The following is a 16289-nucleotide window of genomic DNA, read 5'->3' on the forward strand; positions in this document are numbered from 1 at the left end:
TCGGGTTCCAGACGATCGGCGCGCAAGTCATCAGGCAGTTTTATCAGGCAATAATTATGACCGCTACTGCACAGCAGCTTCAGTTTATTAAAGACAGTATCAAAACCATTCCGGATTACCCTAAGCCGGGCATACTGTTCCGTGACGTCACCAGCCTGCTGGAAAACCCGCTGGCTTATGCTGCCAGCATCGAATTGCTGGTTGAGCGCTTTCGCGAAGCGGGCGTGACCAAAGTGGTTGGCACCGAAGCGCGTGGTTTCCTGTTTGGCGCACCGGTGGCACTGGCACTGGGCGTAGGTTTTGTTCCGGTGCGTAAACCGGGTAAGCTGCCGCGCGCGACGCTCAGCGAAAGCTATGAGCTGGAATACGGTACTGACCAACTGGAAATACACACCGATGCCATCAGTGCCGGTGATAAAGTGCTGGTGGTGGACGATCTGCTGGCAACCGGTGGCACCATTGAAGCCACCGCAAAACTGATCCGCCGTCTGGGCGGTGAAGTTAAAGACGCTGCTTTCATCATTAACCTGCCGGATCTCGGCGGTGAAGCGCGTTTGAACTCACTGGGTATTGAATGCTACTGCCTGGTGAACTTCGCCGGCCACTGATCTGCATTACCACAACGGCCTCGCGGATCGCCGCGGGGCTGTGTTAGCATGACCCTCCAGATTACTCGACTTTTCCGGTATTAATGAGCTATCAGGTTCTTGCCCGTAAGTGGCGCCCTCAAACGTTTGCAGATGTTGTCGGACAGGAACATGTCCTGACTGCGCTGGCTAACGGCCTCTCGCTGGGGCGGATTCATCACGCCTATCTGTTCTCGGGCACGCGCGGCGTGGGTAAAACCACCATTGCGCGCTTGCTGGCCAAAGGCCTGAACTGTGAAACCGGCATCACCGCCACGCCGTGCGGTCAATGCGACAACTGCCGCGAGATTGAGCAGGGCCGCTTTGTTGATCTGATCGAGATCGACGCCGCGTCCAGAACCAAGGTGGAAGATACCCGCGATCTGCTGGATAACGTCCAGTACGCACCCGCCCGCGGCCGCTTCAAGGTTTACCTGATTGACGAAGTGCACATGCTCTCGCGTCACAGCTTCAATGCGCTGTTGAAAACGCTGGAAGAGCCGCCTTCTCACGTCAAATTCCTGCTGGCGACGACCGATCCGCAAAAGCTGCCGGTCACTATCCTGTCGCGCTGCCTGCAATTTCATCTTAAGGCTCTGGATGTCGAGCAGATCCGCAACCAGTTGGAAACGGTTCTGCAGGCAGAACAAATCACCAGCGACCAGCGCGCGCTGCAGCTGATAGCACGTGCTGCCGACGGCAGTATGCGTGACGCGTTGAGCCTCACCGACCAGGCTATCGCGATGGGGCAAGGGCAGGTGACCACCACCACCGTCAGCCAAATGCTCGGTACGTTGGACGACGAACAGCCGCTGGCAATCCTCGAAGCGTTGGTGAGCGCAGATGGCGAAAAGGTGATGGCGCAGGTCGCGCAAGCCGCTTCACGCGGTGTTGACTGGGAAAACCTGCTGATCGAAACGCTGGCCTTGCTACACCGGATCGCGATGGTGCAGTTACTGCCATCGGTACTGGACAATCATTACGCCGCCATTGAACAGCGGCTGCGTGAGCTGGCGCGTACTTTGCCGCCGACGGACGTACAGCTTTATTACCAAACCCTGCTGGTCGGCCGTAAAGAGCTGGCCTTTGCCCCGGATCGCCGTATGGGGGTTGAGATGACCCTGCTGCGTGCGCTGGCATTTCACCCGAAAGCGGTGATCCCGGAGCCGGTGGCGATGGTGCAAACCGCACCGGCGCAGATGGCGCAACCGCAGGCTCAGCAGGTGGCTCAACCACCACAGTTTCAGGACGCGACACCGCCGTTAGGCCAGGTTGCGCCACAGAATAATCAGCAGGCTAATTTACCGGATGCCACCGCGCAATTATTAAAGGCGCGCACCCAGCTGTTGCGGCAGGGAGCATCCACACCAAAAAAGAGTGAACCGGCGGCGCCAGGAAAAGCGCGGCCGGCAAACTCAGCACTGGAGCGGTTGGCTTCCGTGACTGAGCGCAGCCAGCAGCGCCAGGCGGAAAAACTTGTTCAGCAAAAACCGGCCAAGCCGGAAGCTTATCGCTGGCGTGCACAGACCGAGCCCGAGGCAGAGCCGGAACCGCTGGCGACGCCAAAAGCGCTGCGCACGGCTCTTGAGCATGAAAAAACGCCCGAACTGTCAGCCAAGCTGGTGGTGGAGTCGCTGGAACGCGATGCCTGGGCGGCAGAAATCGATAAGCTGAAAATTCCAAAACTGGTGCAGCAACTGGCGTTGAACGCGGTTAAAGAAGTGCTGGAACCAGGTAAAATTTGTCTCCATCTGCGGTCGTCGCAGCGCCATCTGAACTCGCCTTCGGCGCAGAAGGTGTTGACCGATGCACTCACCGAGCTGTACGGCAGTCCGGTTGAACTGACCGTGGTGGAAGACGATAATCCGGCGGAGCGGACTCCGCTGGAGTGGCGCCAAGCCATTTATGAAGAAAAACTGGCGCAGGCGCGCCAGTCGATCGTTGCGGATACCAATATCCAAACGCTGCGCCGGTTCTTCGACGCAGACCTGGATGAAGAGAGTATTCGCCCCATTTAAACGCCGCGTAAAGTGCGCGGCCCTAGCGACGAGAGACGACTATGTTTGGTAAAGGCGGTCTGGGCAACCTGATGAAGCAAGCCCAGCAAATGCAAGAAAAAATGCAGCAGATGCAGGAAGAAGTCGCCAAATTGGAAGTGACTGGCGAATCTGGCGCCGGTCTGGTGAAAGTCACCATCAACGGTGCGCACAACTGCCGTCGTGTGGAGATCGATCAGAGTCTGATGGAAGACGACAAAGACATGCTGGAAGATCTGATCGCCGCTGCGATTAACGATGCTGCGCGCCGTATCGACGAAACCCAGAAAGAGAAGATGGCGTCTGTATCCAGCGGCATGCAACTGCCACCTGGCTTTAAGATGCCGTTCTAATGCAGACCAGCCCGCTCCTTGAAACACTGATGGAGGCGTTGCGCTGCCTGCCGGGCGTTGGCCCGAAGTCGGCGCAGCGTATGGCGTTCCAGCTGTTGCAGCGCGATCGCAGCGGTGGGATGCGTCTGGCGCAGGCGCTGACCCGCGCCATGTCAGAGATTGGCCACTGTGCCGATTGCCGTACGTTCACCGAGCAGGACGTTTGCACCATCTGCGCCAATCCGCGCCGTCAGCAAAACGGCCAGATCTGCGTGGTGGAAAGCCCGGCGGATATTCACGCCATCGAGCAGACCGGTCAGTTCGCCGGACGTTACTTTGTGCTGATGGGCCATCTGTCGCCGATGGACGGCATTGGGCCCGGTGATATCGGTCTGGATCGGCTGGAGCAACGGCTGGAAAAAGAAAGCATCACTGAAGTGATCCTGGCCACCAACCCGACGGTGGAAGGTGAGGCAACCGCCAACTATATCGCCGAGATGTGCGGCCAGTATGGCGTGGTCGCCAGCCGCATAGCCCACGGCGTGCCGGTGGGCGGTGAACTGGAAATGGTCGACGGTACCACGTTGTCGCATTCATTGGCCGGTCGTCACGTTATCAAGTTTTGATGTTTTCCTCTGATGGGGCTATTTGGCCCCGTCAGCTATCTGCAAAAATTTCCCGCCAGCCGCTTGAAAAACAACGCCCTTGTCCCCACTTAATCCTCATTGTTCGCTTTTGGTAGCTATTGTCTTTGAGGTAATCAATGAGTATGAAAGGTCAAGAAACCCGTGGTTTCCAGTCTGAAGTAAAACAACTGCTTCATTTGATGATTCATTCGCTGTACTCCAATAAAGAAATTTTCCTGCGCGAGCTGATCTCCAACGCCTCGGATGCCGCCGATAAGCTGCGTTTCCGCGCACTGTCGACGCCTGAGCTGTATGAAGGTGACGGCGAGCTGCGTGTGCGCCTTTCCTTCGATAAAGAACAGCGTACGTTGACCATTGCCGACAACGGTATTGGCATGAGCCGTGAGGAAGTGATTGAAAACCTGGGTACCATCGCCAAGTCAGGTACCAAAGCCTTCCTGGAATCCATCGGTTCCGATCAGGCCAAAGACAGCCAGCTGATTGGTCAGTTCGGCGTGGGTTTCTACTCCGCGTTCATCGTGGCGGATAAAGTCACCGTGCGCACTCGTGCCGCGGGCGCTCCGGCCGATCAAGGCGTGTTCTGGGAATCTGTCGGCGAAGGCGATTACACCATTGCCGATATCAGCAAAGAAGATCGCGGTACCGAAATTACCCTGCATCTGCGCGAAGGCGAAGATGAGTATCTCGATGCCTGGCGTCTGCGTTCCGTGATCGGCAAATACTCCGACCACATTGCACTGCCGGTTGAGATTGAAAGCAAAAACGAAGAAGACGGCACCGTCACCTGGGAAAAAATCAACAAGGCGCAGGCCCTGTGGACCCGCAGCAAGGCTGACGTGACCGACGAAGAATACAAAGAGTTCTACAAGCACATCGCGCACGACTTTACCGATCCGCTGAGCTGGAGCCACAATCGGGTGGAAGGCAAGCAGGAATACACCAGCCTGCTGTACATTCCTGCCCAGGCGCCATGGGACATGTGGAACCGCGATCACAAGCACGGGCTGAAGCTGTACGTGCAGCGCGTGTTCATCATGGACGACGCTGAACAGTTCATGCCGAACTACCTGCGTTTCGTGCGTGGCCTGATAGATTCCAACGATCTGCCGCTGAACGTTTCGCGTGAGATCCTGCAAGACAGCCGTGTGACCCAGAACCTGCGCGGTGCGCTGACCAAGCGTGTGTTGCAGATGCTGGAGAAACTGGCTAAAGACGATGCGGAAGGCTACCAGAAGTTCTGGCAGCAGTTTGGTCTGGTGTTGAAAGAGGGCCCGGCGGAAGATGGTGGCAACAAAGAAGCCATTGCCAAGCTGCTGCGCTTTGCTTCCACCCACAAAGACAGCTCGGCGCAAACCGTCTCGCTGGAAGAGTACGTGGGCCGCATGGCAGAAGGGCAGGAGAAGATTTATTACATCACCGCCGACAGCTATGCTGCCGCCAAGAGCAGCCCGCACCTGGAACTGTTCCGCAAGAAAGGCATTGAAGTGCTGCTGCTTTCCGACCGCATCGACGAATGGATGATGAGCTACCTGACCGAGTTCGACGGCATGCCGTTCCAATCCGTCAGCAAGGCAGATGACGCGTTGGACAAGCTGGCAGACGAAACCGAAGAGCAGAAGGCCGCCGAGAAGCAGCTGGAGCCCTTTGTTGACCGTGTGAAAACCCTGCTGGGCGATCGCGTGAAGGACGTGCGTCTGACGCACCGTCTGACCGACACGCCGGCTATCGTTATCACCGATGCCGACGAAATGAGCACCCAGATGGCGAAGCTGTTTGCCGCTGCGGGCCAGGAAGCGCCGGCGGTGAAGTACATTTTCGAACTGAATCCGGAGCATGCGTTGGTCAAACGCGCATCCGATGTGGGCGATAACGAACAATTCGCCGAATGGATTGATCTGTTATTGGATCAGGCACTGCTGGCTGAACGCGGCACCCTGGAGGATCCAAATCAGTTTATCCGTCGTATGAATAAACTGTTGTCCGCATAATTCCGAGTATATACGCCCAAAATCCGCGAATTTTGGGCGTATTTTTTTGTTTTTCCTGCCGATTTTCCGCGCTTTATTCTCTGTTTCCTCCCTTTGGCGCCGCAATCGATTTCCTCGCGTACCTTGAGCCAGCCCCCCCTGAAATGGTATGGTTGAGCGTTTTCGCAATTTTATAAAAACTACATAGCAAGGGGATTTACGCAATGCGTATCATTCTGCTGGGCGCTCCGGGCGCTGGTAAAGGTACTCAGGCTCAATTCATCATGGAGAAATACGGTATTCCGCAAATCTCTACGGGTGATATGTTGCGCGCAGCCGTGAAGGCCGGCAGTGAATTGGGCAAGCAGGCGAAAGAAATCATGGACGCCGGCAAGCTGGTGACCGATGAGTTGGTCATTGCACTGGTTAAAGAACGCATCACCCAGGAAGATTGCCGTAAAGGTTTTCTGCTGGACGGTTTCCCACGCACCATTCCACAGGCTGACGCGATGAAAGAAGCCGGCATCAATGTGGATTACGTGCTGGAATTTGACGTACCGGACGAGCTGATTATCGATCGCATCGTTGGTCGTCGCGTACATGCCCCTTCTGGCCGCGTGTACCACATTAAATTCAATCCACCGAAGGTGGAAGGTAAAGACGACGCGACCGGTGAAGAACTGACAACTCGTAAAGACGATCAGGAAGAAACCGTACGTAAACGTCTGGTGGAATACCATCAGATGACTGCACCGCTGATTTCCTACTACAGCAAAGAAGCTGCTGCAGGTAACACCCAATACCGTAAAATCGACGGCACCCGCAAAGTGACCGAAGTGAGCGCCGAACTGGCGAACATCCTCGGCTAATCGGTTTTTCATTGCTGTGCATAGCGCCAGGCCTCATCCGCCTGGCGTTTTTTTTATTATTTACCCGCCGAATTGTGATCGCCGTGGCTTGTTGCGCCTGTGCCCTTTAATCCACCGAGAGAAATGGCGTATAACTCCCCCATCTTAATCCCCGGGGACAATCCGCATGCTCAGACCAACCCATTTGCTGGCAGAATCCACCGCACGCCAGATCGTGCAGCGGGCGATGAGCATCATCAGCCATTCTGTCAATGTGATGGACAGCAACGGTGTCATCATCGCTTCCGGCAATCCCTCACGCCTGTTTCAGCGTCATGAAGGCGCTGTTCTGGCGCTGACCGAAAACCGGGTGGTGGAAATCGATGCGGTGACTGCCGCGCACCTCAAGGGAGTGCGGCCCGGCATCAATTTGCCCTTCAGTTTTCACAGCCAACAGGTGGGGGTGATCGGTATTTCCGGTGAACCCGCGCAGGTACGTGCCTATGCCGAACTGGTGAAAATGGCGGCCGAAATGATGGTGGAGCAGGCGGCGTTGCTGGATCAACATCAGTGGGAAAAACGCTACCGCGAGGAACTGGCCAATCAGTTGCTGCAACCGCAGCCGGCATCAGGCTCGCTGGAGGCGATGGCCGCCTACCTGGGGTTAGATCTGCAACAGCCACGGATTGTCTGGATCGCAGAATTACAGGACACGCAGCCGCACCTGCTGCGTGAATTGCTGACGGAGCTGGAGCAGACTCAGCGCGAAGCGCTGATCGCCATCACCGGGTTCAACGAAATGATCCTGCTGCGTCCTGCCAGTCTGGTGCAGGGGGAGTGGAATGTGAAGCAGGAGCGCAAACAGGCGCAGCAGTTACAGAGCCAGCTTCAGTCGCGTTTCAACCTGCGGTTGATTGTCGGTGGTTTCTTTAGCGGCGAAGCAGGGTTGCACCGTTCAAGCCTGACGGCTCGCGCCACCCAGGCGATGGCGAAACGCTTGAAGTTACGGCACAAGACGCTGTTTTACCAAGATTATCCGCTACCGTCACTGCTGTGCGATCTGGGTGAAGACTGGCGGGCTCAAGAGCTTTCCCGCCCCTGGCAGGTTTTGGGCGAACAGGATGAAAAAGGGGTATTACGCAGCACGCTGAGGCACTATTTTTCGCGGAATTGTGATCAGACGCAGACCGCCGCCGAGCTTCATATTCACGTCAATACCTTGCGCTATCGCCTGCAGCGTATTGAAGCCATTACTGAATTAAAAATCAATCAGTTAACGGACGCCTTGCAGCTGTATATCGGCATGCTGATGCACGGCTGAGTTGTGTAAAACCACAACTTTCCGCTGTGTGCGCACGCATGTTTTTGTGGCTTTCTCTCACGCCAATGTCCGGCGCTCAGGATATGTTTTCCCCACACCAACAACGGGGAAAACAATAATGACAACGGTATCCACGCTTGGGGCGCTGGTGGCATTGGTCGTCGCTATCGTCCTGATTTTACGCAAGGTCCCGCCTGCCTACGGCATGATTGCCGGTGCGCTGGCGGGCGGATTATGCGGCGGCGCCGATCTGGTGCAGACCGTGACGCTGATGATCACCGGTGCGCAGGGCATTACCAATGCCGTGATGCGCATTTTGGCGGCGGGGGTGCTGGCCGGGGTGTTGATCGAGTCCGGCGCGGCGCACACCATCGCTGAAACCATCGTCCGCAAAGTCGGGGAAACCCGTGCGCTGTTAGCGCTGGCGGTAGCTACACTGATCCTGACGGCAGTGGGCGTATTTATCGACGTTGCGGTGATCACCGTGGCGCCTATTGCCCTTTCCATCGCTCAGAAGGCCGGGATCTCGCGTGCGGCGATACTGCTGGCGATGATCGGCGGCGGCAAGGCCGGTAACGTGATGTCACCAAACCCCAACACCATTGCCGCGGCCGACAACTTCCACGTGCCGCTGACCTCGGTGATGATGGCCGGTATCGTGCCAGGATTGTGCGGATTGATGGTGGCCTATCTGCTGGCCCGCCGTTTGAGTGATAAGGGCGATAAGGTGATGGCGGAAGAGCTGACGCAGCAAGCCGAAGGCATTCGTCCGGGCTTTGCGGCGGCGATCAGCGCACCCTTGGTTGCCATTGTTCTGCTGTCGCTGCGGCCGATCGCCGGTATTGCCATCGATCCGCTGATAGCGTTGCCGCTGGGCGGTCTGGTGGGCGCATTGCTGATGGGCCGCATCCGCCAGTGCAACCAGTTTATGGTTTCCGGCCTGTCCCGTATGGCGCCGGTAGCGATTATGCTGCTTGGCACCGGTACGCTGGCAGGCATTATCGCCAACTCTTCGCTGAAGGACGTGCTCATCAGCGGGTTGACCAGCACCGGCATGCCGGCCTGGCTGCTGGCTCCGCTTTCTGGGGCATTAATGTCGATGGCCACCGCTTCGACAACCGCAGGTACCGCCGTGGCATCCGGGGTCTTCAGCAGCACTCTGCTGGAGCTGGGCGTCAGCGGGCTGGCGGGGGCGGCTATGATCCATGCCGGCGCAACGGTGCTGGATCACCTGCCGCACGGCAGCTTCTTCCATGCCACCGGCGGCGGCGTCAATATGGCCGTGCATCAACGGTTGAAGCTACTGCCTTATGAAACACTGGTCGGCTTTACCATCGCGGCCGTCTCGGCGTTGATGTTTGGCGTATTTAATCTGGCGGGATAAGGAAGAGTAATGAAAACGCTGAAAAAAGTGGTGATTGCGCCGGATTCGTTTAAAGAAAGCCTGAGTGCGTTGGAGGTGGCGGAAGCCATCGAACGCGGCTTCCGCCAGATCTTCCCGCAGGTACAGTATGTGAAGCTACCCATGGCGGACGGCGGCGAAGGCACGGTGGATTCGATGGTGGCAGCCACCGGCGGGGAAATCGTCAGGGTCGCGGTCACTGGGCCGTTGGGCCAGCCGGTACAGGCCTTCTATGGTTTGCTGGGAGAGGGAGAAACTGCCGTTATCGAGATGGCGGCGGCTTCCGGGTTGCATCTGGCTCCCAAGGCGCAGCGAGATCCGCGCATGACCACCAGTTATGGCACCGGTGAGCTGATCCTGGCTGCGCTGGAGCGCGGCGTTAAGACGATTATTCTTGGCATTGGCGGCAGCGCCACCAACGACGGCGGGGCCGGCATGATGCAGGCGCTGGGGGCCAGACTGCTGGACGAGAATCGACAGGCTTTGCCGCCTGGAGGGGCCGCGCTGGCGCAGTTGGCCTATATCGATCTTTCCGGGGTGGATCCGCGTCTGCAGCAGGTGAGCATCACGGCGGCCTGCGACGTGGATAATCCTTTGTGTGGTGCTAACGGAGCCTCCGCGGTGTTTGGCCCGCAGAAGGGAGCCACGCCGGAAATGGTCACGCAGTTGGATGCGGCGCTGTGCCATTACGGCACATTGCTGGAACAGGCTACCGGGCGTGAGGTTATCAACGCGCCCGGTGCAGGAGCGGCAGGGGGAATGGGTGCGGCATTGCTTGGCATGCTAAACGCCCGATTGCGCCCCGGCATTGAGATCGTGATCGAAACCCTTCAATTGGAAGAGGCGTTGCGCGATGCCGACCTGGTGATCACCGGCGAAGGGCGACTGGACAGTCAGTCTATCCATGGCAAAACGCCGATTGGCGTGGCGCGGGTGGCTAAACGCTTTGGTTTGCCGGTGATCGGCATTGCCGGCAGCCTGTCGAAAGATTATCAGGTGGTGCACCAGCACGGAATTGACGCCGCTTTTTCGGTGCTCGATCGCGTTGTCTCTCTGGAGGAAGCGTTGGCGGAAGCGGCCGATAACCTGGAGGTGACGGCGCGTAATGTGGCGGCGGTCTGGCGACTGGCGCAGAGTTAATATCATTCCCCTTTATCATGGGCAACGCCTGTTGCTGATATCGGTTCCGACGAGGCGCTTTTCCGTTACAATAGGCGCCATTAATCGACGTTAACCCCCTGACCCAGAACAGGGGGTTAGCTTGCAAGGAATCAAGGGGAACTGAGATGAAGCAAGAGAAACACGGGGTATTGCTGGTGAACCTGGGCACGCCGGATGCTCCGACCTCGTCGGCGGTAAAACGCTATCTGAAGGAATTCCTCAGTGACGACCGCGTAGTGGATACAGCCCCATTGATCTGGTGGCCGATCCTCAACGGTGCGATCCTGCCGATCCGTTCGCCGCGCGTTGCCAAGCTGTATAAGTCGGTATGGATGGACGAAGGCTCACCACTGCTGGTCTACAGCCGCCGTCAGCAGCGCGCATTGGCCGCACGTATGCCGAACACGCCAGTTGAATTGGGCATGAGCTACGGTTCACCGAGCCTGGGCGAAGCGATAGACAAGCTGTTGGCACAGGGCGTGACCAATCTGGTAGTACTGCCGTTGTACCCGCAATACTCCTGTTCAACCAGTGCAGCCGTGTGGGACGGCGTGGCGCGCATATTGAAAGGCTATCGCCGCCTGCCGTCGATCAGCTTTATCCGTGACTATGCCGAACACCCGGCTTACATCGCCGCATTGCGTCAAAGCGTGGAGCGTTCGTTTGCCGAGCATGGCCAACCGGACCGGCTGGTGCTGTCATTCCACGGCATTCCCAAGCGCTATGCACGCCTCGGCGACGATTATCCGCAGCGTTGTGAGGATACGTTTCGTGCATTGACCGACACTTTGCCGTTGGCGCCGGATCGGGTCATGATGACCTACCAGTCGCGTTTTGGCCGTGAACCCTGGTTGACGCCGTATACCGATGAAACCCTCAAGGGCCTGCCTGCGCAAGGCGTTAAACATATTCAGCTTATCTGCCCAGGTTTTTCGGCGGACTGTCTGGAAACGCTGGAAGAAATCAAAGAGCAAAACCGCGAAATCTTCCTCGAGGCGGGCGGCGAGAAGTTTGAGTACATTTCTGCGCTGAACGACGAACCGGCGCACATTGATATGATGCAGCAACTGGTGGCGCAGCACCTCTGATCCCCAGAGCGCAAAATAGTGACAGTCATCATCAATCGGGCAGGAATGTGCTAACATTCTCTGCCTGTTAACTGCCACTGCCGCCAAATAAATGAAATTTCCTGGTAAACGTAAGTCCAAACACTATTTTCCGGTGAACGCCCGCGATCCGCTCTTGCAGCAAGCTCAGCCTGAAAATGAAATCAGCACCTCCTATATCGTCGGTATCGATCAGACGCTGGTGGATATCGAAGCCAAAGTGGACGATGCCTTCGTCCAGCGTTACGGTCTGAGCCTGGGGCACTCCCTGGTGATTGAGGATGACGTTGCCGAGGCGCTGTATCAGGAACTGATCGACAATAATCTGATCACCCATCAATTTGCTGGCGGCACCATCGGCAATACTCTGCACAACTACTCCGTGCTGGCGGACGACCGTTCCGTTCTGCTCGGCGTGATGTGCAGCAATATCAAGATTGGCAGCTACGCCTATCGCTATCTGTGCAACACCTCCAGCCGTACCGATCTTAACCACCTGCAGGCGGTTGACGGTGCTATTGGCCGCTGCTTTACGCTGATCGGCGAAAGCGGCGAACGGACCTTTGCCATCAGCCCCGGGCAGATGAATCAACTGCGGCCGGAAAGCGTGAAGGAAGAGGTGATTGCCGGTGCTTCGGCGCTGGTGCTGACGTCATATTTGGTGCGCTGCAAGGAAGGGGAGCCGATGCCGGCTGCCACCATGCAGGCAATTGAATTTGCCAAAAAGCACGACGTACCGGTGGTACTGACGCTGGGCACCAAGTACGTGATCGCCGATAACCCGCAATGGTGGCGCGACTTCCTGCAACAACACGTGTCGATCCTGGCGATGAACGAAGATGAAGCGCTGGAGTTGACCGGGTTGAGCGATCCATTGACTGCCTCTGACATGGCGCTTGAATGGGTGGATCTGGTGCTGTGCACCGCCGGGCCAAACGGTCTGTATATGGCGGGTTATACCGAAGAGTCGAATAAGCGGGAAACCCAGCATCCGCTGCTGCCGGGGCATATTGCCGAATTCAACCGCTATGAGTTCAGCCGCGCCATGCGCCGTGAAAGCTGTGAAAATCCGTTCCGCATCTATTCGCACATCGCGCCTTACATGGGCGGGCCGGAGAAAATCATGAACACCAACGGTGCCGGTGATGGCGCACTGTCGGCGTTGCTGCATGATATCGCCGCCAACGGTTATCACCGCAATAACGTGCCTAACTCCAGCAAGCACGTTCGCAGCTATCTGACCTATTCCTCGCTGGCGCAGGTGTGTAAATACGCTAACCGTGTCAGCTATCAGGTGCTGAATCAGCATTCGCCGCGCCTGACGCGTGGCCTGCCGGAGCGGGAAGACAGTCTGGAAGAGTCTTACTGGGAACGCTAACAAGCAAAAGGTCCGGTAAGCCGGACCTTAGATTACTCATAAAGCCCGTTATTAGGGAGAGCGTGCCGAAGGGGTCGTAGCGGCTTGCCCGCCGACCCATTTGCCGGGAGCAAATGGGAACGACGTCCAAGTCGGCCCGCAGGGTGGGACACAAGGATGTGTCCCATAACCGCCCCTCGGTGCGCTAGGCCCGGCTATCTCGGGTTCAAAAACAACTTGTCATCAGATTAAGGTCCGGCATGCCGGACCTTTTTTATATCGAATCGCTTATCAGATCGGGCAACCGCCCATTTTCTCTTCTTCGCTCAGCGTATCCAGTTTGAGAATATTCAGCATGCTGTTGGCGATTTCTCGTTCGCCCATCACTACCTGATTCGCCCCGCGATCGGAGATATAAGACACTTCGTCATCGTAGTGCGCACGGGCGATGATCTCGATGTTCGGCCGCTTGGTACGTGCCGAAGCCACGATTTCACCGGCCTCGTAACCGTTGGGAATGGTCAGCAACAGCCAGCGTGCACAGTCGAGTCGCGCCAGATCCATCACTTCCGGATTGGCAGCGTTGCCCAGCACCGTTTTGATGCCTTGTTCACGCAGGGCTTCCACCCGTGGGCGGGAGTTCTCGATCACCACCAGCGGAATACCGGCTTCGGCCAACTTTGCCCCCAGCAGGCTGCCGACGCGGCCATAGCCGACCACCAGCGCATGGTTGCACATATCGACCGGGATCTGCTTTTCTTCTTCCACCGCTTCTTCCATTATCTGGTCTTCCATGGTTTCGGTTTTGGCCAGATAACGCTCAAGCAGCGTGAACAGCAACGGATTCAACATAATCGACAAGATAGCCCCGGCCAGCACCAGATTGCGGCCGTGCTCCGACATCATGCCCAGCGTGATCCCAAGGCCGGCCAGAATGAAGGCGAACTCGCCAATCTGCGCCAGACTGGCAGAAATAGTCAGCGCGGTGCGTTTGGAGTGGCCGAACATTTTCACCAGCAGGAACGCTGCCGCCGATTTCCCGAACACGATAATCGCCAGCGTTGCCAGCACCGCCAGCGGCTCGTTGATCAGGATCATCGGATCAAACAGCATGCCGACCGACACAAAGAACAGCACGGCGAAGGCATCGCGCAACGGTAAGGTATCGTGGGCCGCGCGATGGCTCAGCTCCGACTCGTTCAGCACCATGCCGGCGAAGAAGGCTCCCAGGGCAAAGGAAACGTCGAACAGCTTCACCGCGCCATAGGCAATGCCGAGCGCCAGTGCCAACACGGCAAGGGTAAACAGCTCGCGCGAGCCGGTGCTGGCGGTTTTCGCCAGGATCCACGGCACCAGCCGGCGGCCTACCACAATCATCAGCGCAATAAAGGCGATGACTTTACCAATGGTGATTGCCAGCTCAGTCAGCAACTGGCCGCTGCTGGCGTTGTCATTGCCCAGCATGTTGCCGAACGCAGGCAGCAATACCAGCGTCAGCACCATCGCCAGGTCTTCAACGATCAGCCAGCCAATGGCGATTTGCCCGCGCTGGCTGTCGATCAGTTGGCGTTCTTCCAGCGCACGCAGCAGCACCACGGTACTGGCGGTAGAAAGACAGAGACCGAACACCAGGCCGGAAATCAAATCCCAGCCGAGCAGCTTTGACAGCCCCATACCCAAAAGAGTGGCGACGGCAATCTGTGCTACGGCACCGGGAATAGCGATATGTTTAACTGCCAGGAGGTCTTTAAGCGAGAAATGGAGGCCAACACCGAACATCAACAGGATCACGCCGATTTCCGCCAGTTCCGGTGCCAGCGAGGTGTCGGCAACAAAACCGGGGGTAAAAGGGCCGGCGAGCACGCCTGCGGCAAGATACCCCACCAGCGGGGAGATGCGCAGGCGATTCGCCAGCATTCCGAGGAGGAAGGCAAGTACTAACCCTCCGACAATGGTGGTGATTAAGGGTGTTGAATTATGCATCCAGACTCCTTCTAGCTATGCATGGCAGCAGAGGGGAAACGCAACAAAGTTACGAAAAGATACATTTAGTTTATTGCATTTGTTCGCGTCTTGCTTAGCTAAATTGAGCTTTTTTGCGAAAAAGCAGAGGATTCCGCTTTGGGCAGGGCAGTAAGGGGATTTAACACTAAATAAGTCAAATAACGTTGGTTTGTTCGGGAGATAACCCGACTGAGCGCAATGATTCAGCCGGGTTTTATCAGGGTTATTACGAGTTATGGTCCATATTAGGCAGTAATGCGGTGATAATGCCGATCAGTGGCAAGAAAGCACAGATTTGGTAGACCAATTCGATACTGGTCAAATCTGCGACATAACCAAGAACGGCTGCGCCTAATCCCCCCATACCAAAAGCAAAACCGAAGAATAAACCGGAAACCATACCCACTTTCCCGGGGATCAGCTCCTGTGCATAAACCAGAATGGCCGAAAATGCCGAAGCGAGAATTACCCCGATAATGACGGTTAAAATGCCGGTCCAGTAGAGAGAAGCATAGGGTAAAGCCAGTGTAAATGGCGCGGCACCCAGTATTGAGCCCCAAATAACATATTTACGCCCTATCTTGTCGCCGAGAGGCCCGCCAATTATGGTTCCTGCTGCTACGGCAAACAGGAATGCAAACAGGTGAAACTGCGCATTCTGCACGGAAACGCCGAACTTATGTATCAAATAAAAGGTGTAATAGCTGCTGATACTGGCCAAGTAGAAGTATTTGGAAAAAATCAGTACCAGCAGGATGCCCAGCGCATAGGTGACAGTACGTTTTGGCAGCGGTTTCACCGTCGAGGAGGCTTTTGGCTGACCTTTTGTTGCCCGGTGCTGATGTTGATACCATTTGCTGACTTGCAACAGCACCACAATAGCCAACAGCGCGGCCAGTGAGAACCAGGCCACGTTACCTTTGCCATAAGGCGCAATAATCAGCGCGGCCAGCAGGGGGCCGAGAGAGCTGCCAAAGTTACCGCCGACCTGGAACAACGATTGAGCCAGGCCATGTCGGCCACCGGAGGCCATGCGCGCAACGCGGGAGGACTCAGGGTGGAATACCGAGGAACCGGTGCCGACCAGCGCCGCTGCCAGCAGCACCAGCGGGAAGGTATTGGCGACGGACAGCAGCAGCAGCCCACACAGCGTAAAGCCCATGCCGATCGGCAACGAATAGGGCTGCGGGTGTTTATCCGTGTAGTAACCGATTAACGGTTGCAATAGGGAAGCCGTGAGCTGATAGGTCAGAGTAATCATACCGATCTGCACGAAGCTGAGGCTGAAGTCAGCCTGCAGGATCGGGTAAATCGCCAGGATCAGCGATTGAATCATGTCGTTAAGCAGGTGAGAGACGCTGATGGCACCGAGAATCGAGAATGCAGTCCCTTTAACCGCGCTGCCCTTGGCCGGTGGCATGGCAGTATCGCTACGGTCGGTCATTTTATTATTAGCCTGGTAAGTTTTAGAGGACAGAGCAG

13 protein-coding genes and 1 other annotated feature are annotated in these 16289 nt (G+C 56.7%); of the genes, 11 read left to right on the forward strand and 2 right to left on the reverse strand.

Annotated elements, in window-relative coordinates; all coding sequences use genetic code 11:
- Positions 1-56 precede the first annotated feature (56 nt).
- From apt to H0S68_RS05295, 11 genes are all read left to right on the forward strand, one after another.
- Positions 57-608, forward strand: coding sequence for an adenine phosphoribosyltransferase (apt, locus tag H0S68_RS05245; RefSeq protein ID WP_020825531.1), 552 nt, complete (start codon positions 57-59; stop codon positions 606-608).
- Positions 609-691: 83 nt separating this feature from the next.
- A complete protein-coding gene (dnaX, locus tag H0S68_RS05250; RefSeq protein WP_410529207.1) occupies positions 692-2644 on the forward strand; it encodes a DNA polymerase III subunit gamma/tau in 1953 nt (650 codons plus the stop codon).
- Positions 1977-2041 (forward strand) — a sequence feature (DnaX frameshifting element). (Overlaps the previous gene by 65 nt.)
- A gap of 41 nt (positions 2645-2685) precedes the next feature.
- The gene (locus H0S68_RS05255; protein WP_020825533.1) at positions 2686-3015 is read left to right on the forward strand and encodes a YbaB/EbfC family nucleoid-associated protein; all 330 of its coding nucleotides are present in this window, start codon (positions 2686-2688) and stop codon (positions 3013-3015) included.
- A complete protein-coding gene (gene recR, locus H0S68_RS05260; RefSeq protein WP_020825534.1) occupies positions 3015-3620 on the forward strand; it encodes a recombination mediator RecR in 606 nt (201 codons plus the stop codon). The genes H0S68_RS05255 and recR overlap by 1 nt, the downstream gene beginning before the upstream one ends.
- Before the next feature lie 143 nt (positions 3621-3763).
- Entirely contained in the window at positions 3764-5629 is a 1866-nt protein-coding gene (gene htpG / locus H0S68_RS05265; RefSeq protein ID WP_410529208.1) for a molecular chaperone HtpG, read from the forward strand.
- 203 nt (positions 5630-5832) lie between these two features.
- Positions 5833-6477 (forward strand): adenylate kinase, encoded by a 645-nt coding sequence (adk, locus tag H0S68_RS05270; protein ID WP_020825536.1) that lies wholly within the window; start codon positions 5833-5835, stop codon positions 6475-6477.
- A gap of 166 nt (positions 6478-6643) precedes the next feature.
- Complete coding sequence (locus H0S68_RS05275; protein WP_020825537.1) at positions 6644-7777, forward strand: sugar diacid recognition domain-containing protein; 1134 nt, start codon at positions 6644-6646, stop codon at positions 7775-7777.
- 118 nt (positions 7778-7895) lie between these two features.
- Positions 7896-9161 (forward strand): GntP family permease, encoded by a 1266-nt coding sequence (locus H0S68_RS05280; protein ID WP_410529209.1) that lies wholly within the window; start codon positions 7896-7898, stop codon positions 9159-9161.
- Between the two features lie 9 nt (positions 9162-9170).
- The gene (locus H0S68_RS05285; protein ID WP_410529210.1) at positions 9171-10319 is read left to right on the forward strand and encodes a glycerate kinase; all 1149 of its coding nucleotides are present in this window, start codon (positions 9171-9173) and stop codon (positions 10317-10319) included.
- A gap of 146 nt (positions 10320-10465) precedes the next feature.
- Entirely contained in the window at positions 10466-11428 is a 963-nt protein-coding gene (gene hemH, locus H0S68_RS05290) for a ferrochelatase (protein ID WP_044548739.1), read from the forward strand.
- A 91-nt stretch (positions 11429-11519) separates the two neighbouring features.
- Positions 11520-12824, forward strand: a complete 1305-nt coding sequence (locus tag H0S68_RS05295) for an inosine/guanosine kinase (RefSeq protein WP_020825541.1) — start codon at positions 11520-11522, stop codon at positions 12822-12824.
- 270 nt (positions 12825-13094) lie between these two features.
- Here the strand turns inward: H0S68_RS05295 and ybaL are convergent, their stop codons facing one another.
- Together ybaL and H0S68_RS05305 are read right to left on the reverse strand one after the other, a co-directional pair.
- Positions 13095-14786 (reverse strand): YbaL family putative K(+) efflux transporter, encoded by a 1692-nt coding sequence (gene ybaL / locus H0S68_RS05300; RefSeq protein WP_041414282.1) that lies wholly within the window; start codon positions 14784-14786, stop codon positions 13095-13097.
- Positions 14787-15033: 247 nt separating this feature from the next.
- Positions 15034-16251 carry an MFS transporter gene (locus H0S68_RS05305; protein WP_020825543.1) on the reverse strand — a complete coding sequence of 406 codons (1218 nt, stop codon included), beginning with the start codon at positions 16249-16251 and terminating at the stop codon, positions 15034-15036.
- Between the last annotated feature and the right edge of the window lie 38 nt (positions 16252-16289).

The sequence above is a fragment of the Serratia sp. AXJ-M genome (genome assembly GCF_046531865.1).
GTDB lineage: Bacteria > Pseudomonadota > Gammaproteobacteria > Enterobacterales > Enterobacteriaceae > Serratia > Serratia liquefaciens.

Excerpts from the sequence above, each read along its gene's own strand:
- apt (WP_020825531.1), top strand. The coding sequence starts at position 57 with ATGACCGCTACTGCACAGCAGCTTCAGTTTATTAAAGACAGTATCAAA.
- dnaX (WP_410529207.1), top strand. The coding sequence starts at position 692 with ATGAGCTATCAGGTTCTTGCCCGTAAGTGGCGCCCTCAAACGTTTGCA.
- H0S68_RS05255 (WP_020825533.1), top strand. The coding sequence starts at position 2,686 with ATGTTTGGTAAAGGCGGTCTGGGCAACCTGATGAAGCAAGCCCAGCAA.
- recR (WP_020825534.1), top strand. The coding sequence starts at position 3,015 with ATGCAGACCAGCCCGCTCCTTGAAACACTGATGGAGGCGTTGCGCTGC.
- htpG (WP_410529208.1), top strand. The coding sequence starts at position 3,764 with ATGAAAGGTCAAGAAACCCGTGGTTTCCAGTCTGAAGTAAAACAACTG.
- adk (WP_020825536.1), top strand. The coding sequence starts at position 5,833 with ATGCGTATCATTCTGCTGGGCGCTCCGGGCGCTGGTAAAGGTACTCAG.
- H0S68_RS05275 (WP_020825537.1), top strand. The coding sequence starts at position 6,644 with ATGCTCAGACCAACCCATTTGCTGGCAGAATCCACCGCACGCCAGATC.
- H0S68_RS05280 (WP_410529209.1), top strand. The coding sequence starts at position 7,896 with ATGACAACGGTATCCACGCTTGGGGCGCTGGTGGCATTGGTCGTCGCT.
- H0S68_RS05285 (WP_410529210.1), top strand. The coding sequence starts at position 9,171 with ATGAAAACGCTGAAAAAAGTGGTGATTGCGCCGGATTCGTTTAAAGAA.
- hemH (WP_044548739.1), top strand. The coding sequence starts at position 10,466 with ATGAAGCAAGAGAAACACGGGGTATTGCTGGTGAACCTGGGCACGCCG.
- H0S68_RS05295 (WP_020825541.1), top strand. The coding sequence starts at position 11,520 with ATGAAATTTCCTGGTAAACGTAAGTCCAAACACTATTTTCCGGTGAAC.
- ybaL (WP_041414282.1), bottom strand. The coding sequence starts at position 14,786 with ATGCATAATTCAACACCCTTAATCACCACCATTGTCGGAGGGTTAGTA.
- H0S68_RS05305 (WP_020825543.1), bottom strand. The coding sequence starts at position 16,251 with ATGACCGACCGTAGCGATACTGCCATGCCACCGGCCAAGGGCAGCGCG.